Below are 17,937 nucleotides of genomic sequence, written 5' to 3' on the forward strand. Positions count from 1 at the left end.
CCAAGCCACCCCGATCCGGACGCGGGCTACATCGCCCTGGTCGTGCCGCCGTCCACCCGCAGGCTCTGGCCGGTGATGTAAGAGCTGTCCTCGCTCAGCAGGAAGGCGGCGGCCTTGGCCTGCTCTTCGGCCCGACCAATCCGCTTGAGCGCCGCCATATCGGCGAACTTGCCGACGTCGAGGCTGTCCGTGAAGCCCGGTAACAGGCAGTTCATGCGGATATTGGCCGGTCCGTAGCGGTCGGAATAGAGCTTGGTGAAGGACGAGACGCCGACGCGATAGACCGAGGAGGTCGGGAACATCAGGCTCGGTTCGAAGGCCGAGAAGGTGGTGACGTTGACGATCGAGCCGCCACCCTGCTGCTCCATCACCGGGGTGACCAGTTTCGCCATCCGGATCACCGGCTTCAGTACCATATCGTGGGCGCGGTCCCAGTCCTCTTCCGATATCTCCAGCAGATCGCCCTTTGGCGGGCCGCCGACATGGATCAGGAGCGCGTCGATCCGGCCGTAACGCTCCATCGTCAGGTTGAAGATTGCGCGTGTGTCTTCGGCCCGCTCGGCCCGGCCGCGCCGGGCGATGGCGCCAAGCTCGGCGGCGAGTGTTTCGCAACTGTCCGAGGGCGACATCAGGGCGAGGCGATAATCACGGCTATGCATTTCGCGGGCTATCGCGGCGCCCATGCCGCGACCGCCGCCGATGATCAGGCAGGTCTTTTCCACCATACTGTCTCTCCTCAGCCGGGGTCATGGTTGCATCGGATCTCTGGTCTCCCCAGACGGGCGCAGACGGCCGCGGAAGTCAAGTCCGGCGCGACCGGCAAGCGTGTCACCGACGCGGCCGCCAAGAACCCCGCCACCGTCGTCTCGAGGGTGTGCGGGAAGGTGGAGTGCCCGCCCGAAGCCGCGCAACGATCTCTGCTCACCGGTTTCCCGCAACGACGACAATCCGGCGGCCCCGGTCCGGGAGACACCCTGTCCGGGTACGGCCGGCTTTAAGGCGCGGCCGGCAGGCCGGTGCGGCTATTGTGCGTAGGGCGGCGGGCCGCCGTAGTTGCCGGGCCAGCCGAACGGCATCATCGAGTTCAGCGTGCCCATCATCGGGCTGACGGTGCGGTCGAGATTGGTCGCCGAATGCTGCATCAGCGTCACCGCCTGCTGCATCCGTGCAACGCTCGACGACATGTTGGAGATGGTGCCGTTCATCTCGGCCATGTCAGCGGACATGCCATCGATATCGGCCGACATGACCGAGATGTTCTGGTTCATGTTGACCATCGACCGGGTCATCGCCTGCATTTGCTGGGTCATTTTCTGGCTTTCACCCAGCATCAGATGCACGTCGGTTGTCAGCCGGTAGATCAGGAAGAACCCATAGAACGCCAGGATCACGAACCCGGTCATCCCGGCATAGACGATGAGCCGCACGGTGCGCATGGCGACCGTCGCCTTCTCGAGATACTCCAGATATTCCGGCGGACGGTAGACTTCGCCACGGAGTTCTGCAGCACCGCTGGAATAGTCGAAATTCGGGGGATCCTGCTGCTTGTCCGATGCACCAGTTTTTTTTGTCATGCTCTGCCTCCGCTCGGGTCGGGTCCCCGGCGGGTGTCAGGCCGCCGGGCCAAGTCGTCAATCCGTGTCGCTCTGCCCCTGAGATGCGCCCGCAGTGGCCCCGGGGGCAGTTGGTGCCGTCGCGGCAGGGCCTCCCGCCGGGCTCAAGCCGGCCGGCGTGGCGGGCATCGCCGTCGCTATCGCGATCCGGTTCCGCAGGTCCGCAGCCAGTGCCGGGGCGCCGATGCTGATCGCCGGGACCAGCGCCTGGGCTTCGCCGTTGCGGCCCTCGGCCAGCAGGTAAAGCGCGGCGGAATAATAGGCGCCCGCGGCTTCGCCGACCTCGCCGTTGTAGTAATAGACGTTGCCCAGCTCGCCATGTGCATCGGCATCCGCAGGATTGGCGGCGAGATAGACCTTGTATCGGGTGATTGCCGCCTTGACGTCGCCGCTGGCAAAGGACTGACGCGCGGCGGCGAGATCAGCCGTGACTCCGGTCCCGAGAGTGTCATCACTGCTGGCCGGAGCGGTCGCATGGGCCGGCGCGGCGGTGCCGCTGTCGCTGCCTTGCGCGCCTTCCGCGAACGCCCAGCGCCAGGCTTCGCGCGCCCCATAGGCGATCGCCTTGCCGCCGCGGGTGAGCGCGTCGCCGATCGGTTTCAGGCTGCCGCCGCTCCATGCGCCGAGCGCGAAGAAGATCGCGGCCCAGAAGATGGCCGTTATGAGTCGTCCCAGCATGGGCGTTCCTTTCCGGTTATTTCATCCGGTCATTCTGTTGGCGCCTGCGGCGGGGCGATGTCGTGGCTCCGCCGCAGGTGCAGAAGGTGCGGCTGCCGTGTTACCAGCCCATGCCGGGAACGCCGCCGAACGGGCTTCCGAACGGGCTGCCGAACGGGCTTCCGAACGGGCTTCCGAACGGGCTGCCGAACGGGCTGCCACCCCATGGCGAGCCACCCCAGGGGCTACCGCCCCAAGGACTGCCGCCCCCCCAGGGACTGCCGCCCCACGGGGACCCGCCGCCGCCCCAAGGTCCACTCCACGGGCCGCCATAGCCGCTCCACGGGCTGCCCCAGCCATTGCCCCAGCCGCTGAGGTCGGCAGAAAAGCGCAGATCACCCCAGCCGCTGCCGTAGCCGCGGCCATAGCCGGAACCATAGCCGGAGCCGTAGCCATAGGGGTTTGCACCCCACGGGCCGCCACCATAGGGGCCGCCGCTCCAGGGGGATCCACCCCACCATTGGGCCTCGGCCCCGCCGGCGGTGCTCATCGCCGCGGCCAGGGTGGCAGCGCCGATTACGTGCTTGAGTTTCTTCATGGGTCTCCTCCTTTCAGGGAGCTGCCGCCCGGGCGTGAGTCAGCCCGGGCGGCGACGCGTTGCTTACCAGTCCCAGGGGGCCCAGCCGCGACCACGGTTCCAGCCGCGGCCAGAGTTGTTGCCCCAGCCGTCGCCCCAGCCGTCGCCCCACATGTCGGAGTCGCCGCCGAAGCTGAAGTTGCCGGACATGTTGCCACGGCCTTGACCGTAGCCCGAGCCGTAGCCCCGGCCATAACCGTCGCCATAGCCGTAACCGTCGTAATAGGGGTTATAGTAGGGTCCGTAGCCGCCATAGTAGGGTGCTGGCGGGTATGGATAAGGTGCCGGCGGCGCGGCGTATTGCTGCGGTGCCGGTGCGGCCTGGCCTTGAGCGGCCGGGGCCTGCGGCGCGGGTGCCGGAGCACCATAGCCAGGCTGTGCCCAGTCCGGACGCTGCGGGCGCTCGGGGCGCTGGGCCCAGTCGGGGCGGTTCGGACGCCCGGGACGGTCAGGGCGCTGCATCGCCCATTCCGGCGGTTGCGGGCGGTCGGGGCGTTGCATGGCCCATTCCGGCGGTTGCGGGCGGTCAGGACGCTGCATGGCCCATTCCGGGGGTTGCGGGCGCTCGAGGCGCTGCATGCCATAGCCAGGCTGGGGGGCCCACGCGGGGCGCTGCATGCCCTGCATGCCGTGGCCGTAAGGCCCGTACGGGCCGGAGCGGTCGCATTCGCCCGGCTGTTTTGCGGCGGCAGGTGCCGCCGGTTGGGCTTCGGCTGCGGGCGCAGCTTCGCCTTCGCTCTGTTGTGCGCTGGCAAGACCGGCGGGCAGGACACCCAGAGCCGCCACGGCCACCGCGCTCAGAAGTCTTTCGCGATCGAACATATTCGTTCCTCTTTCTCAACTTGGCCCGTCTTGTCGACGTGCGTTTCAGGTGCGGATTACCCGTCTTGTTGTCAGGTCTCCCTGCGCGTGGGATCGCCGCCCGGGCGGCTTCAGGCCCGGGCGGTGATCGGTTCGCTTACCAGTCCCAGGGGGCCCAGCTGCGACCACGGTTCCAGCCGCGGCCAGAGTTGTTGCCCCAGCCGTCGCCCCAGCCGTCGCCCCACATGTCGGCATCGCCGCCGAAGCTGAAGTTGCCGGACATGTTGCCGCGACCGGTGCCCCGGCCGTAACCCGAGCCGTAGCCCCGGCCGTAGCCGTCGTAGTAGCCACCGCCGTAGTACGGATTGTAGCCGTAGCCATAGGGCGCATAGCCGCCATAGTAGGGGGCCGGCGGAGCATAGCCGTAGGGCGCAGGCGCATAGCCGTAGGGCGCGCCGTAAGGTGCCGGCGGCGGACCCCAGCCCTGCGGGGCCTGGGCTTGCTGCTGGGCCTGGCCCTGCGGCGCCGGTGCGGCCTGCGGCTGCTGTGCCTGGCCATAGGGGCCCGACGGCGGCGGGGGTTGCATGGTTTGCTGGGCGCTTGCGACGCCAGCGGTTGCCGCGAACGCTGCGGCAGCAATCACAGATGTCAGAGTCTTCATGAGTCTCTCTCCTCTCAGGTTGAAGTAATCGGCCACGTGCCAATCACCAGTTGCGGGGCAGGGCGCCGGAGCGCTCCCGCCACCAATTCCAGGTTTGCGAATTCGTCCAGCCGGCCAGCGGGGTCGACCAGGGTACGCGCATGTAGGGTGTGCTGAGCCCGTACGGGTTGTACGGGTCCGTCCCCGAATTGTACTGCCCGAAGCTCCACAGCATCATTGGCGAGTTGGGGCCATCGGCATAGCTGCGGAACGGCATATAGGCCCGCGGATTGGCGGCCAGTGCCGGCACGAAGGGGCCTTCGGGCGACGCGCCGGGATCACCGGGCGGAACGCCTTCCGGCCCGCCGCGCCGCGGCATCGCGCCGGGTCCTGCCATGCCGCCCGGGACGCCGGACATCATGCCGGCCCCATAGCCGGGCGGAATGCAGTTCGGCGGGCAATAGACCGGAGCGCCGGCATAGGGGCCCGCGGCATAGGCCGGGGCCATGCCCATGGTGTTCATTCCGACCGGTCCGGCGCCGCTCAGCTCGCCGAAGGTGGCGGCGGATGCCCCGGTTGCGGTGGCAAGCGCCAGGGCGAATGTCCTCACTGCAAGTGCCATGATGCCAGTCCTCCTCATCAGTCGCTTCCTTCCCGGTCATCGGTATCCGCAGCGGCCCGACGGGCGGCGGCCAGAACCTCGGCCAGCGGATCGTCAGTCTGCGGATTGCCCTGCGGCGTCTCGCCGGTCTCGGGCGGGGTTTCCGCGGCGGGCGTGGCCGTCTTGGCCGAACGCTTGCGCGCCGCCGGTTTCGTTGCCTTGGCCGGATTCTTGCGCGGCGTCGGCGCGGGTTTCTGTTCCGGTGCCGTCGCCTCTGGCGGATCGCCGGCCGGTTGTGCATCTATCGCATCCGTTTCGGCAGCCGAGGCGAGCGCCTCTTCGACCGGTTGCTCGGATTTCTTCAGGAGCTTCGGCGGACGTCCCGCGGCGGGCGGTGCAGCCGCGGCAGCCGCGGTGGCGTTGGTATCCGACTTGCGTTGCAGCTTGGCAGGCCTGCCGGCGGGGGCTTCGGGCGCGACGGCTTCGGTGGCAGCTGCGTCGGTTTCCGACTTGCGCTGCAGCTTAGGCGGACGGCCGCCTGCCTGCACCGCCGGTGCTTCCTCGGTGTCGGATTTGCGCTGCAGCTTAGGCGGACGGCCGGCGGGACTTGCCGTGGCATCCGCTGACACGGTCTCGGCTTCGGTTTCGGACTTGCGGGCAAGCTTCGCCGGGCGGCCAGAGGGCGCCGGGCCGTCGCCGCCCCCGTTACCGCCCGACGGCGGGCTGTCAGGCGCGGGGCCGCCTTCGGGGCCACCGGACGGCGACGGTCCACCGGCCAGCACCTCGAAGCGCTTGCGCGAGCTGATGCAGCCAAGCGGGATCACCACCAGGGTGAGGAACGTGGCCACCAGCGAGCCGAACAGCAGCGACACGGCCATGCCCTGGAAGATCGGGTCGCTGAGGAGCACCATCGAGCCGATGATCAGCGCCAGCGCGGTGATCACGATCGGCCGCAGGCGGACCTGTGCGGCCAGCGTGATCGCCTCTTTCACGTCCATGCCGTTCTGCACCTCGGCGCGGGCGAACTCGACGAGCAGGATCGAGTTTCGCACGATGATCCCCGCCAGGGCGATGAAACCGATCATCGAGGTGGCGGTGAAGTCGGCGCCCAGCAACCAGTGCCCGGGCACGATACCGATGAGCGTGAGCGGAATCGGCGCCATCACCACCGCCGGCAGCAGGAAGTCGCGGAATTCGGCAACCACCAGAATGTAGATCAGTACCAGCGCGGCCATGAAGGCCAGCCCCATGTCGCGGAAGGTCACGTAGGTCACCTGCCACTCGCCGTCCCATTTGAAACCCGACACGTCGGTGTTCTCGGGGCGCGAGAAATAACGGCCGCCGATCACCTGGCCATCGGGGGTGACATAGCTCTTCAACGCGCCATCGACCTGCAACATTCCGTAAAGCGGGGCACCTAGCGGACCAATCACGTCGCCGGTCACGTATTCGACCGCGCGCAGGTCCTTGTGGTAAATTGGCGGGTTGACCGGCACCTGGGTGAACTCGCCCAACTCGCCCAACGGCACCATCCGGCCGGTATCGGACGGGATCGGAAGCACCAGAAGGTTGCCAAGGTTCACCCGTACCGACAGCGGCGCCTGCAGCACGATCACCGCCTGTTCAAGGTTGTGCGGGCTTTGCAGTGCACCCGCCTCAAAACCGCCGGCCACCATCATCAGTTCGCGGTTGATGGCCTCGACGGTGACGCCGAACATGGCGGCGCGCTGACGGTCGACCTTGAACTCCAGCCGGTTATGCGGCGCTTCCATGAAGCTGTTGACGTCGGCGATGTCCGGCACGTCTTCCATGATCTGCATGATCTCGGTTGCCACCTCGCGGCGGATTTCCGGCGTGGGGCCATAGACTTCGGCCACCAGCGGCGCCAGCACCGGCGGGCCCGGCGGGGCTTCGGCGATGGTCAGGCGGGCCCCCGCGGCCCGGGCAATCGGATGCAGTACGGCGCGGATATCCTCGGCCACGATATGCGACGAGCGTTCGCGATGGTGCTTCGGCTGAAGCTGCACCGCGATATCGCCCTGCCAGGGTTGGCTGCGCAGGAAATAGTGGCGCACCAGACCGTTGAAGTTGAACGGCGAGGAGGTGCCGACATAGGTCTGGTACGCCGTCACCTCGTGGATCTTCTGCAACTCGGCTCCGATCCGCGTGGCGAGATTGGCGGTAAGGAACAAATCACTGCCTTCGGGCATGTCGATCACCACCTGCAGCTCGGACTTGTTGTCGTAGGGCAGCATCTTGAACGCCACCTGCTTAAAGGGCAGAAGTGCCACGGCGGCCATCATCATCGCGATGATCGCGAGCAGCGTTATCCAGCCAAGCAGGCGGTTGTTCATGATCGGCACGATGAACCTGCTGTACCAGCCGGCGATGATCTCGGACTGGCGGTGCTCGGATTCCGCCGCGCGGCGCATGGTTTCCATCGACGGCTTCACCCGTGCAGCCAGCCACGGCACGAAGACGAAGGCCGCGATCAGCGAGAACAGCATGGCCGCCGAACTCAGCACCGGGATGGGCAGCATGTAGGGGCCCATCATCTCGGAGACGAAGCCCATCGGCAGCAACGCCGCGATCACGGTGAAGGTCGCAAGGATCGTCGGGTTGCCGACCTCGTCGACCGCATCGACGGTGATTTCGTCGCTGGTGTCCTCGTCGGCCAGCCAGCGGCGATAGACGTTTTCCACCACCACGATGGCGTCGTCGACAAGGATGCCGATGGCGAAGACCAGCGCGAACATCGACACCCGGTTGATGGTGAAGCCGAGCACATAGGCCACGGCCAACGACATCAGCAGGACCGCCGGGATGGTGATCAGAACGATCACCGCCGGCCGGAACCCCATAGTGAAATAGGCCAGAACCGTCACCAGCGCCGAGACGATGAACAGCTTCTGGATCAGGTGGCTGACCTTGTCGCGGGCGGTTTCGCCATAGTCGCGGCTGACGATCACGTCGACCGACTCTGGGATCAGCGAGCCTTTCATCTGGTCGAGCTCGGTCAGCAGCGCATGGGCCACATCGACCCCGTTGGTTCCCAGTTTCTTGGCCACCGCCACGGTCACCGCAGGGCGGGTGGTGAAGGCGCCGTCGGCGCCGCGAATCGTGCTTTCGACTATGGTCTTTGTTTCCGACGGGCCCTGGACGATGTTGGCCACGTCGCGCAGATAGATCGGGCGGTCTTCGCGGGTGGTGATGATCAGGTTGGCGACATCCGCGGCGCTTTTCAGGAATTCGCCGGAATAGATCTCGAAATAGCGGCTGCCGTCGATCACGTCGCCCGCCGGCATGCGCTGGTTGGCGGCGGAAAGCGCCTGCGCCACCATGCTCGGGGTGAGGTTGTAGGAGCTGAGCCGCGACGGGTCGACCTCGACCCGGATATGCTCGAAACTGCCGCCGGTAACAAAGCTGAGGCCGGTGTTGGGCAGCGCCTTGAATCGCTGCTGCACGTCCAGCCCGAGCTTGCGCAACTGCACCAGGTCGAGTTGGTCCGAACTGAGCGTGACGGTTACCACCGGCACATCGTCGATCGACTTGGGCTTGACCAGCGGCGGCATCACGCCCTTGGGGATGACGTCCATGTTGGACTGCAGCTTGTCATAAAGCTTGACCAGCGACGGCTCCATCTGCTCGCCGACCTTGAAGCGGACGGTGACCATGGAAAAGCCGTCATGGCTCATCGAATAGACATGCTTGACGCCCGAAAGCTCGCTCATCAATCGCTCGAGCGGCTCGGACACCAGGTTGGCGACTTCCGTGGACGAGGCTCCGGGATAAGCCACCATCACGTCGACCATTGGCACCGAGATCTGCGGATCCTCCTCGCGCGGGGTCACCAGTGCCCCGAGGAAACCGATCAGGAAGAAGGCCAGCAGCAAGAGCGGCGTGATCGGGCTCTCGATGAAGGCCCTGGCGGTGCGCCCGGCCAGACCGAGACCGTGACGGGCCGCGTGCCCGTTTCCGGCTGGCGTGTCGCCGTTATGGTTTCTGCTGTCGCTCATTTTTCCCTACCGCGCAGCGCCCCGCTCAGTGCCCAGTGCTCGCCGCGGCCCGGCCGCGCGACGGCCCGCCGTGGATCGGATCGCCCGATTTCAGGTGCGGACTGGGTTGGGCGACGACATGTTCGCCCACCGCGAGACCGGACAGGACGGCGGTGTTCGAACCCTGGCTGTCACCGAGGCGCAGCACGCGCATCTCGACCGTACCGTCAGGTCGGGCGACGAAGGCCACCGGCAGGCTGCCGCGCTGAACGATGGCCGAGTTCGGCACCGCCGGGGCCAGTTGGCTCGGGCTGCCACCGCCGGGCTGGGCGATCCACGCCAGCACATACATCCCCGGCGCGGCCTGCGCCCCGGCAGGCAGGGTCAGCTTGACCGTCACCGTATGGGCGCCGGGTTGGGCGGCAGGATGGATCTGGCTGACCAGGGCCCAGTGGTTGGTGTCGTTCACCGTCACCGGTACCGCGTCGCCCAACCTCAGGTTTGCGACCAGCGCCACCGGCACCTCTACGCGCACGTCCAGTTGGTCGACATCGGCGATGTCGGCGAGCGGCTGGCCGGGCTGGACGATGTCGCCGACGCGGACATAGCGTGTCAGGATCGCGCCCTGCCAGGGCGCCATGGCGCGGCGGTTTCGCAACTGCGCATCCAGCCCGTCGAGCCGCGACTGCGACGCGGCGAGCTGCGAGAGCTGGCGCTCATAGGCGGCCCGCGCCGTGCTGGCGGCCGGGAAGCCGCGCTGCGCCTGCTGCTGGGTCAGCATCGGTCCGTTCTGCCCCATCGGGCTGTTGAAACCGTTCATCCCCGGAAACATCGAGCCGAACATGCTCTGGGCCATGTTGTAGAACGGCACGGTCAGCTGTTCGTAAGCATCGTAGCCCGGACCGCCCAGCGGCGAGGTGCGCGGGCCTTCGAGCTGATTGTAAAGCTGGGTGCGGGCATCCTGAATGCCGGTCATCTGCGACGACAGGTCGGCCCAGGCCGCACGATAGTTCGGCCGCAGGGCATCGTCGTCGAGCGCCACCACGACCTGGCCCGAGGCTACCCGGTCGCCGGCGTCGCCGGCCACGTAGGTCACGCGGCCGGGGGCCTGGGCGGTCAGCTTGACCATGCGACTGGCCTCGACATAGCCGCCCAGACGGATGCGTTCGGCCGCCGGCATCTGAGTGACTTCCGCAAGACCTGCCATTGGGGTCATGAAGGCGCCGATACCGGCTGCTGGAAGGGCACTGCCATTGCCACCGGTGGTTGCCGCTTGGTCGGACTCCGATCCGCCGGCAAACCATGCCGCGATCAATCCGCCGACGATGGCCGCCGCAATCAGCGATCCGAACCGCAAAACACCGGAGATCATGTCTCACCCTCCCTAACGTGCACCGCTCCACGGCGGTGCAGGTGGTTTCAGACGCGCCGTCAGCTGCGGGCGACGCGCCCCATTACGGTGAAACTCTTGATGAACGGACCGGCCATTGCCGGGTTCTTGATCATCGCGCCGTAGTCACCGGTCTTGAATTTCAGTTTGCCGCCCGTGTAGGCGAGGCCAAGCGCCATCATACCGAGGCCCTTGTTGCACCACTTTTCCCAATCATCGGGTTTGGCGCGCAGGTCCCAGTTCAGCTCCTGGCCGTCAAAGGCGCCGGCGGCGGTGACATAGCCGTTCTCGACATTGAGATAGCCGCGCGCGGTATCCTCGCCCTCGAAGCCATAGCCGATCACCGAGTTGAAGCCGATCTTCGCCAAAGCGTCGCCCAAGTCGGGCTCTTCATTCCATTCGTTGCCGAAGTCGACCATCCAGTCGTCAGAAAATAGTGCGGGCATTGCGGTCCTCCTCTCCGCAGGAATGCCGGTCCTGGCATCCTGTCCCGTTTCCCGCCCGTAGTTTTTGATTTACGGATCGTGTTTCTTGACTGCTCGAAACTGTCTCAAATAACAGTTTCAAACATTGGAATATGATGGTTCCACGAGTCAAGATGTTTCTTCCAGCTGCCTTAGATGGTGCCATTAACTATGCCGAATAAAGGCTATTTCCGGAAATCAAATGGAAATTAAGATGTTGATTTCGTGAGATAATGTTTCCGCTCCTGCGTCAAAAGTACCTAATCGGCAGCATTGTTGGCGAAACAGGGACAGCCGTTGAACATACCAAACCGAATCGTTTGGTTGATTCCTGTTCGGGGCCTGCCGGTCGCGGGCTGAGCGCCCCGCGGCCGGCCTTGCCACAGCAGATGTTCATTCCGAAGCCGGGCACGGCTGACGCGGCCTGCCAACAGCCAGGTTGCGAGGGCTGGCCGGCGGTGGAATACGGCAAGGTCTGGCCTGGGTCCCGACCGGTGTCGCGATCAGGTGCGGCGGCGACGCCGGTGCAGGGGCAGGCGGCGGAACACGGTGGCCGCCATCAGCAGCAGGTCGAAGCAGAGGTTGCGGTTGCGGGCATAGATCAGGTCGAGCCGCGCCTTGGCGGGCACGCAGCGGCGGGTATAGACGGCCTCGGTTTCAGCCGCCGTCCGGCAGGGAGCCAGCAGACGCTCCTCGGTGCGGTGATAGACCAGCGTCGCCAGGCCGGTTACGCCGGGGCGGGATTGCAATACGGTACCGTATATTTCTGGAAACTGTTCAACATAGCGACGCAGCGGCGGCCGCGGGCCGACGAAGCTGATATCGCCGCGCAGGATATTCCACAGCTGCGGCAGTTCATCGAGCCGCGTGCGCCGCAGAAATCGGCCCGTCGGGGTGATGCGGTCGGCCTTGTCACCGCCCGAGACGCCGGCGTCCCTGGCCACCACCCGCATGGTACGGAACTTCCACAGCATGAACGGCTGGCCTGGCGCCTTCATCCGTTCCGACACGTAGAACACCGGCCGCCCGTCGCGGACCAGGATGACCAGCGCGATGCCGGCGATCAGCGGCGCCAGCGCCATCGCCAGCAGTGCCGCCAGGATCAGATCGAAGAGGCGTTTGCCGATGGTCATCGCGGCTCCCTCAGTCGGCGCCAGTCGGCAATGATGTCCGTGGCAGAGGTCCGCGGGAGGACGCCGGTCAGGCGTTGCAGTCGCCCGGTATCGAGCTCGACCATCGCCGCTGCTGACGGTGGGGCCGGACGCCAGTCTACGGCGCATCCCGCGGCCCGCGCCAGTTCTTCCATCTCATACGGCTCGGGATCGGCGAGGTTGACGACGTCCGGCAGGGCGTCGATCGGGCAGGTCACCAGAGCCTGCAGCGCGCGGGCCAGGGTCGGCACCGAAAGATAACTGCGCCGTGGGCCTGCGCCGCCGTCGAACCGATCGAGCGTGATCCGGCCCGCCCCGCGATCGATTGCGGCAAACAGGCTGTCGGCGCCGACCACGTTGGCAATCCGCATCGCGCAGCTCGGTGGACCGCCCGAGGCTGTGGCCTCGGCAATCGCCGCTTCCATCGCCAGCTTGGCCGCACCATAGGCGTTCACCGCGCCGCCGGCCTCGGGTTCGGCCCGCGGTTCAGGCCCGGGTTCGTAGACCGCCGCCGAGGAACAATGCAGCACCCGACCGGCCCCGAGCGCCTTTGCCAGCGCCATGGCCGCAACCGCCAGCCGGCTGTTTTCCGCCAAATCGCGGCCCGGGCCCGGCGTCACGCCCCAGAGTGCGACAACCGCATCGATTTCCGGCAGATCCGAGGGCGCCGGCGCGCCCGGCTGCCAGACCAGGCCGTCACCTTGCGGATTCTTTCTGTATTGCCAATGGATTGACAGGCCGGGCGGCGGCGCATCCCGCCACAGATTGCGCAGCATCCGGCCGAGCTTGCCGCTGGCCCCCAGCACCAGAATGTGCCTTTCCTGCTGCATCTCGGGCATGATCTTCGCGTCTCCGCTTTGCTGGCGCATTTGAGGCTGTTTATCACCGCATCTAGCGTGTAATACAAAACGAAATACGTGATATGGAGACCTGGGGGGTCCTTGTGCGCCGATCCGTTCCGCATGTGCTGCTTTTCGCCACCATGATGTTCCTGGCCGCCTGCTCGCTTCCGCGCGGCGCCGGCATGGTCAACGAGATCCTCAGGGAACAGGACAAGGAGGCGCCGTCCTTCCAGGTGGTGCAGGTCACACGGGCCAACGTGGCGGCGCTGCGACAATGGCCGGCGACCGGCTGGGCCGGAGGATATCGCTGGCTGTCGGGCAACCGCGGCCCGTCGGGCAATATCATCCGCCCCGGCGACTCCATAGATCTGGTGATCTGGGACAGTCAGGAAAACTCGCTGATCGCCTCGCCCGAGTCAAAAATGGTGCGTATGGAAAACCTGGTGGTGTCCCCTGCGGGAGAGATCTTCGTGCCTTACGCCCAGGACATGCGGGTTTCGGGCATGACCCCGGACGCCGCCCGCCGGGAAATCCAGGATGCGCTGGCACCGGTGGCGCCGGACGCTCAGGTGCAGCTGTCGCACAGCTCCGGCCAGGGGAACTCGGCCGATCTGGTCAGCGGCGTCACCAAGCCCGGTACCTATGCGCTGGACGGGCGCAATGTCACGATCCTCAGCCTGATCGCCCAGGGCGGAGGCATCTCCAAGGAGCTGCGCAATCCGCTGGTGCGGCTGATCCGCGACGGCAAGACCTACGAGGTCCGGGCGGATGACCTCTTTGCCAATGCGTCGAAGAACGTCGTCATCCGCGGCAACGACAAGGTGCTGGTGGAAGAGGACAAACGCTATTTCACCGCGCTGGGGGCGACCGGCAAGGAAGAGCTGGTCTATTTCGAGAAGGAACAGATCAGCGCGCTCGAGGCGATGTCGATCATCGGCGGCCTGTCGGACAACCGCGCCAACCCCAAGGGTGTGCTTGTCCTGCGCGACTATTCCGAGCGCCAGCTGCGCCGCGACGGCAAAGGGCCCGAGATGCCGCAGGTTGTCTTCACCTTCGACATGACCAATGCCGACGGGCTGTTTGCCGCCCGCAAATTCGAGATCAACCCGCGCGACACCGTGCTTGCGACCGAAAGCCCAGTCAACGCCGTCCGCACCATCATGGGGCTGCTGGGGACTGCCATCGGGCTGAGCACGCGGATCGACGAAATCTGATCTCGCACAGGCTGGGCGCTGGCTTCCGACCGCGCCGGTGCGTCTCAGCTGCGCCAGCGCAGTAGGCGTTTCTCGGCCTGGGAAATAGCGGCCGAAACCACCACGCCCAGCAGAGACAGGATCACCACCCCGGCAAACAATCGCTCCAGATCGTAGAGCGAACCAGCTTCGAGAATATAGGCTCCGATCCCGTATTCCGCTCCCAGCATCTCGGCCGCGACCAGCAGGATGATGGCGATCGCAAGGCTGACGCGCAGGCCCGACAGGATGCCGGGCATGGCGCCGGGGATGACGATCTTGCGCACGATCGACCACCAGCTGAGCCCGAAGCTCTGGCCCATGCGGACGAGGGTGCGGTCGACGTTATCGACGGCCCCGTATGTCGCCACCACGGTGGGGGTGAAGGTGCCGAAAGCGATCAGCGCGTATTTCGACCCTTCGTCGATGCCGAACCAGATAACAAACAACGGCAGGAGGGCGATTTTCGGGATTGGGAACAGGGCCGCCACCAGTGGAACCAGGCCAGCCCTTATGTAGGAAAACAGCCCGATCAGAACACCGACTGAGATGCCGATCGAGGCGCCAAGGGCGGCGCCGACCGCCAGCCGGGTGAGCGACGGTTGCAGGTGTTTGAACAGCAGCCCCGAGTCCCACAGCTCGCCGAATGTGGCGAGCACATCTGATGGGCGCGGCAGGGTCAGAGCCGAGATCCAGCCTTGCCGCGTGCCGATTTCGGCGATGGCAATCAGGGCGACGAAAACGAACGCCCCGACCATACGGACCGAGCGCGGCGCGAAACCGCCGCCGCGAAACGGTACAGGCCGGATGTCGGGACCGGGCTCAGGCATGGGCAAGCTCGGCGTCGGCGGCGCGCGCCTCGTCGCGCATCAGTTGCCAGAGATGCTCGCGCCGGGCCTCGAGCGCGGGGTCCGTTGCATTGCGGTTTTGCAGCGGCTGATTGATCTCGACCACCTCGCGGACGGCGCCGGGGCGGCGCGACAGCACCACGATGGCATGGCCCAGCCGCACCGCTTCGGCCAGGTTATGGGTGACATATACGGCGGTAAACGGCGTCCGGGTCCAGAGCGTGACAAGGTCGTCCATCAGCAGCTCGCGCGTTTGGGCATCGAGCGCTGACAGTGGCTCGTCGAGCAGCATCACCGCCGGGTTTACCGCCAGAGCGCGGGCGATGGCGACGCGTTGTTTCATGCCACCGGACAACTGCCGTGGCAGGGCGCGAGCGAAGTCGGACAGTCCGGTGCGCTCGAGCACACCAGCGACGATGTCCCGTTCCCGCGTGCGGCCCAGCCGGTGATCCTCGAGCGCAAGCGCGATGTTGCCTTCGACGCTGCGCCACGGCAGCAGGGCGAAATCCTGAAACACGTAGGTCAGGGGGTTCAGGCAGCCCGCGGGCGGAGCGCCCACCTGCAGGATCTCACCACTGTCTGGCCGCTCCAGCCCGCCTATCATACGCAAGAGTGTGGACTTGCCGCAGCCCGACGGGCCGACGACACAGACGATCTGGCCCTCTGGGATGGTCAGCGTGATATCGCGCAGCACCTCGGTGTGGCCATAGGCGTGGCTGACGGAATTCAGGCGCAGTTCCATAAGATACGTGGGCGTACGGCGACGTCCCTTGCGGGGCGCCGCCACGAAGCCTCAGCCCACGGTCTTCACGTAAGAGGCGTCGACCAGCGTGTCCATGGTGATGCCGGCATCGACCAGTCCTTCGGATTTGAACCATTCCAGCTGATCGCTGACCGACGCCGTGTTCAACGCCGCGCCGGGGTTGAGCCGCATGGTGCCGTTGATGATCGACGGCGCCGCCTTTTCGCGCGGCCGGTCAGTGTAGACGTATTTGTGGATCAGATCGACCATCGCGTTGACGCCATCGTCACCGCCCGCCTTGTCGATCATGGTCGCATTGTAGTCATCCACGCCTTTCGAGAACCCGGCCAGGAAGGCGCTGGTCATGTCGCCTTCGTCGCTGGCATTCGTCGACGAGGTGAAGACGGTGGTGACCTGGTAGTTGGGAAGGTAATCGGAGATGTTGCCGATGATATGTACCGCGCCCGACCCGGCCAGCGGCTTGGCGATATGCGGCACGATCGACCAGGCGTCGATCTGGCCGGATTTCAGCGCGCCGATCACCGCGCCGACTTTCTGCAGCGGCTTGAAACTCATCTCGACACCCTCGGCGGCGGCGACCTTGGACCCCATGTAATGGAACGACGAACCGGCGGTGGTCATGCCGAAGGTCTTGCCGCCCAGTTGCGCCGGGCTGGTCAGCCCGGCCTGGTAGGCAGCGTCGGAAGCCAGGATCTTCTGGCCATCGATACTGGGCTCTTCGCTCAGCGCGCCGCCGATCACCTTGATTGCGCCCTTGTCGGCTAGCGAAATCAGCCCGCCCGAGATCGCGGTCACGGCGTAATCGACATCGCCTGAGGCAATCGCCACGGCCATTGGCTGGGCGGCCTGGAAGAATTTCAGCTCGACATCGAGCCCGGCCTCGGCGAAATAGCCGCGTTCGACCCCGATGAAGCTCGCCGAATGCGAGGTGAAGCGCAGCGCGCCGACGGTGATCTTACGGTTCGCGGCGATCGCCGGGGCGGCCAACGTTGCGGCGGCGGCTCCCATCAGGCCGATCGTCTGGCGGCGGTTCAGATGTGTCATGGTCTCTTCCCTTGTCCAAGTCTCCCTTGTACCGAGTTAAGCACCAAAGGTCACTGTGCGGAAGGAAAAACCGGACCGGAAAAGGGGACAGGACCGGGACGACGCGGGCGCAGACCGGAGCTCATATCGCGATATCCTTTTCGAAGCCGGAAGCGCCCGGATGGTCGGATTCCAACAAGACAAGCCTGCGGCTCGAAGAACCTCATTGGCGGACAGGTTGATTGGTTCTAATCTGCCCTTGTGTTTCTTTGTTGTCCTTTTCTCCATCATTCCAAACTGTACGGGGCGAGATCATGTCAGGACACGGCTTTTCACGCGTGCAGTTTCCGGCGGCACTGGCCGCGGTCGTATGCCTCACAGCCTGGTCAGCGCAGGCCTTCGGAACGGCCAATTTGCTGGGCCAGAACGCCGAGCATGAAAAGATCACCCGGCTGGCACTGGCCGGTCAGGGCTTCGAACGCAAGTCGCTGGACGAGCTGGCAGGCAAAGGCGGCACATTCGGAGCAGTCGGTGCGCCGGACAACCCGGCGCGGGGCCTCATGGACAACAAGCCGGCGCATTGTGACGGCGGCGATTATCTGGCGGTCCGGGGATATCCGCATTCGGACCGGGCCGCCCGCGCGGCACTTCTGGCCTGCCGCAAATGGATGGTCGACCATGTCAACAAGGCCGTCAAGGCCGCAGGCCGGTTGCTCGACGCCAATGGTCGCGTCAGGGACTCGCAGATACCGACCGTCGTGCCCTGCGCCTATAACGGATCCGGTGGTCGCGCCAAATGCGAGGTTTTCGAGGCGTTGGGTCTCGCGCTGCATGCAAGCCAGGATTTCTATGCCCATTCCAACTGGGCCGATGTGGCCAAACCCGGCGGGATTTCCATCCTTAACCCGCCTGGCCTCGGCAACACCGCGCCCGCCCCCTTCCTCGATCCGGGCCGACGGGCAGGTTTTCCAAGAGGGTTGATCAGTGGCTGCTACGAGGGAATACCGGAACGGCTCCATTGCGAAAACCGCATCCGGCATGACGTGCTCAACAAGGACACGGGCGCCATCAATGTCGCCGCGGGGACTGTCGGGCGCGGCACGACCAAGCGGGCCAAGGGCAATGACAATTTTGCCCGGGCCGTGCGGGTGGCGGTGTCCGACACCAGGCGGAAATGGGCCTATTTCGAAGCCCGCGTCATCACCGTCTATGGCCGGACCAGAGGCGCCCGCATCATCTGCGCGATGAAAAAGGATGACCCGGCCAAGGCCTGCCGTTGA

The 17,937-nt window shown here is 65.8% G+C and carries 17 protein-coding genes; 2 read left to right on the forward strand and 15 right to left on the reverse strand.

Translation table 11 applies throughout. The features are described 5' to 3' along the window. Nucleotides 1-26: 26 nt before the first annotated feature. From NO357_RS13585 to NO357_RS13640, 12 genes are all read right to left on the reverse strand, one after another. Nucleotides 27-725: an SDR family oxidoreductase gene (locus NO357_RS13585; RefSeq protein ID WP_306736233.1), complete on the reverse strand. Its 699-nt coding sequence runs from the start codon at nt 723-725 to the stop codon at nt 27-29. Between the two features lie 297 nt (nt 726-1,022). Beyond that, complete coding sequence (locus NO357_RS13590) at nt 1,023-1,574, reverse strand: hypothetical protein (RefSeq protein ID WP_306736234.1); 552 nt, start codon at nt 1,572-1,574, stop codon at nt 1,023-1,025. Between the two features lie 57 nt (nt 1,575-1,631). After that, nucleotides 1,632-2,291, reverse strand: a complete 660-nt coding sequence (locus NO357_RS13595; RefSeq protein ID WP_306736235.1) for a hypothetical protein — start codon at nt 2,289-2,291, stop codon at nt 1,632-1,634. Between the two features lie 100 nt (nt 2,292-2,391). Next, entirely contained in the window at nt 2,392-2,868 is a 477-nt protein-coding gene (locus NO357_RS13600) for a hypothetical protein (RefSeq protein ID WP_306736236.1), read from the reverse strand. Between the two features lie 63 nt (nt 2,869-2,931). Next, nucleotides 2,932-3,729: a hypothetical protein gene (locus NO357_RS13605; protein ID WP_306736237.1), complete on the reverse strand. Its 798-nt coding sequence runs from the start codon at nt 3,727-3,729 to the stop codon at nt 2,932-2,934. Nucleotides 3,730-3,865: 136 nt separating this feature from the next. Continuing rightward, nucleotides 3,866-4,369 carry a hypothetical protein gene (locus NO357_RS13610; RefSeq protein WP_306736238.1) on the reverse strand — a complete coding sequence of 168 codons (504 nt, stop codon included), beginning with the start codon at nt 4,367-4,369 and terminating at the stop codon, nt 3,866-3,868. Between the two features lie 43 nt (nt 4,370-4,412). Then, nucleotides 4,413-4,970, reverse strand: a complete 558-nt coding sequence (locus tag NO357_RS13615; RefSeq protein WP_306736239.1) for a hypothetical protein — start codon at nt 4,968-4,970, stop codon at nt 4,413-4,415. Nucleotides 4,971-4,987: 17 nt separating this feature from the next. Beyond that, the gene (locus NO357_RS13620) at nt 4,988-8,965 is read right to left on the reverse strand and encodes an efflux RND transporter permease subunit (protein ID WP_306736240.1); all 3,978 of its coding nucleotides are present in this window, start codon (nt 8,963-8,965) and stop codon (nt 4,988-4,990) included. Between the two features lie 25 nt (nt 8,966-8,990). Beyond that, a complete protein-coding gene (locus NO357_RS13625) occupies nt 8,991-10,316 on the reverse strand; it encodes an efflux RND transporter periplasmic adaptor subunit (RefSeq protein WP_306736241.1) in 1,326 nt (441 codons plus the stop codon). Nucleotides 10,317-10,375: 59 nt separating this feature from the next. Next, entirely contained in the window at nt 10,376-10,780 is a 405-nt protein-coding gene (locus NO357_RS13630; RefSeq protein ID WP_306736242.1) for an SCP-2 sterol transfer family protein, read from the reverse strand. Between the two features lie 521 nt (nt 10,781-11,301). Beyond that, nucleotides 11,302-11,931 carry a sugar transferase gene (locus tag NO357_RS13635; RefSeq protein ID WP_306736243.1) on the reverse strand — a complete coding sequence of 210 codons (630 nt, stop codon included), beginning with the start codon at nt 11,929-11,931 and terminating at the stop codon, nt 11,302-11,304. Further along, nucleotides 11,928-12,818, reverse strand: a complete 891-nt coding sequence (locus NO357_RS13640; RefSeq protein ID WP_306736244.1) for an NAD-dependent epimerase/dehydratase family protein — start codon at nt 12,816-12,818, stop codon at nt 11,928-11,930. Before NO357_RS13640 ends, NO357_RS13635 begins: the two co-directional genes overlap by 4 nt. 74 nt (nt 12,819-12,892) lie before the next feature. Here NO357_RS13640 and NO357_RS13645 point away from each other — a divergent pair, with 74 nt between their 5' ends. Then, on the forward strand, nt 12,893-14,005 hold the full coding sequence (locus NO357_RS13645) for a polysaccharide biosynthesis/export family protein (RefSeq protein ID WP_306736245.1): 1,113 nt from the start codon (nt 12,893-12,895) through the stop codon (nt 14,003-14,005). Nucleotides 14,006-14,049: 44 nt separating this feature from the next. Here the strand turns inward: NO357_RS13645 and NO357_RS13650 are convergent, their stop codons facing one another. The 3 genes from NO357_RS13650 to NO357_RS13660 are packed head-to-tail and all read right to left on the reverse strand — an operon-like array spanning nt 14,050 to nt 16,678. Beyond that, nucleotides 14,050-14,853 carry an ABC transporter permease gene (locus NO357_RS13650; protein WP_306736246.1) on the reverse strand — a complete coding sequence of 268 codons (804 nt, stop codon included), beginning with the start codon at nt 14,851-14,853 and terminating at the stop codon, nt 14,050-14,052. Continuing rightward, complete coding sequence (locus NO357_RS13655) at nt 14,846-15,613, reverse strand: ABC transporter ATP-binding protein (RefSeq protein ID WP_306736247.1); 768 nt, start codon at nt 15,611-15,613, stop codon at nt 14,846-14,848. The genes NO357_RS13650 and NO357_RS13655 overlap by 8 nt, the downstream gene beginning before the upstream one ends. A gap of 51 nt (nt 15,614-15,664) precedes the next feature. Further along, complete coding sequence (locus tag NO357_RS13660; RefSeq protein WP_306736248.1) at nt 15,665-16,678, reverse strand: ABC transporter substrate-binding protein; 1,014 nt, start codon at nt 16,676-16,678, stop codon at nt 15,665-15,667. 293 nt (nt 16,679-16,971) lie between these two features. On the opposite strand from NO357_RS13660, the gene NO357_RS13665 reads away from it, so the two are divergent. Next, a complete protein-coding gene (locus NO357_RS13665; protein ID WP_306736249.1) occupies nt 16,972-17,937 on the forward strand; it encodes a hypothetical protein in 966 nt (321 codons plus the stop codon).

The organism is Marimonas arenosa (assembly GCF_030848945.1).
Classification (GTDB): Bacteria; Pseudomonadota; Alphaproteobacteria; order Rhodobacterales; family Rhodobacteraceae; genus Marimonas; species Marimonas arenosa.

Excerpts from the sequence above, each read along its gene's own strand:
- NO357_RS13635 (WP_306736243.1), bottom strand. The coding sequence starts at position 11,931 with ATGACCATCGGCAAACGCCTCTTCGATCTGATCCTGGCGGCACTGCTG.
- NO357_RS13595 (WP_306736235.1), bottom strand. The coding sequence starts at position 2,291 with ATGCTGGGACGACTCATAACGGCCATCTTCTGGGCCGCGATCTTCTTC.
- NO357_RS13655 (WP_306736247.1), bottom strand. The coding sequence starts at position 15,613 with ATGGAACTGCGCCTGAATTCCGTCAGCCACGCCTATGGCCACACCGAG.
- NO357_RS13585 (WP_306736233.1), bottom strand. The coding sequence starts at position 725 with ATGGTGGAAAAGACCTGCCTGATCATCGGCGGCGGTCGCGGCATGGGC.
- NO357_RS13615 (WP_306736239.1), bottom strand. The coding sequence starts at position 4,970 with ATGGCACTTGCAGTGAGGACATTCGCCCTGGCGCTTGCCACCGCAACC.
- NO357_RS13630 (WP_306736242.1), bottom strand. The coding sequence starts at position 10,780 with ATGCCCGCACTATTTTCTGACGACTGGATGGTCGACTTCGGCAACGAA.
- NO357_RS13625 (WP_306736241.1), bottom strand. The coding sequence starts at position 10,316 with ATGATCTCCGGTGTTTTGCGGTTCGGATCGCTGATTGCGGCGGCCATC.
- NO357_RS13650 (WP_306736246.1), bottom strand. The coding sequence starts at position 14,853 with ATGCCTGAGCCCGGTCCCGACATCCGGCCTGTACCGTTTCGCGGCGGC.
- NO357_RS13660 (WP_306736248.1), bottom strand. The coding sequence starts at position 16,678 with ATGACACATCTGAACCGCCGCCAGACGATCGGCCTGATGGGAGCCGCC.
- NO357_RS13610 (WP_306736238.1), bottom strand. The coding sequence starts at position 4,369 with ATGAAGACTCTGACATCTGTGATTGCTGCCGCAGCGTTCGCGGCAACC.
- NO357_RS13620 (WP_306736240.1), bottom strand. The coding sequence starts at position 8,965 with ATGAGCGACAGCAGAAACCATAACGGCGACACGCCAGCCGGAAACGGG.
- NO357_RS13605 (WP_306736237.1), bottom strand. The coding sequence starts at position 3,729 with ATGTTCGATCGCGAAAGACTTCTGAGCGCGGTGGCCGTGGCGGCTCTG.
- NO357_RS13600 (WP_306736236.1), bottom strand. The coding sequence starts at position 2,868 with ATGAAGAAACTCAAGCACGTAATCGGCGCTGCCACCCTGGCCGCGGCG.
- NO357_RS13640 (WP_306736244.1), bottom strand. The coding sequence starts at position 12,818 with ATGCGCCAGCAAAGCGGAGACGCGAAGATCATGCCCGAGATGCAGCAG.
- NO357_RS13665 (WP_306736249.1), top strand. The coding sequence starts at position 16,972 with ATGTCAGGACACGGCTTTTCACGCGTGCAGTTTCCGGCGGCACTGGCC.
- NO357_RS13590 (WP_306736234.1), bottom strand. The coding sequence starts at position 1,574 with ATGACAAAAAAAACTGGTGCATCGGACAAGCAGCAGGATCCCCCGAAT.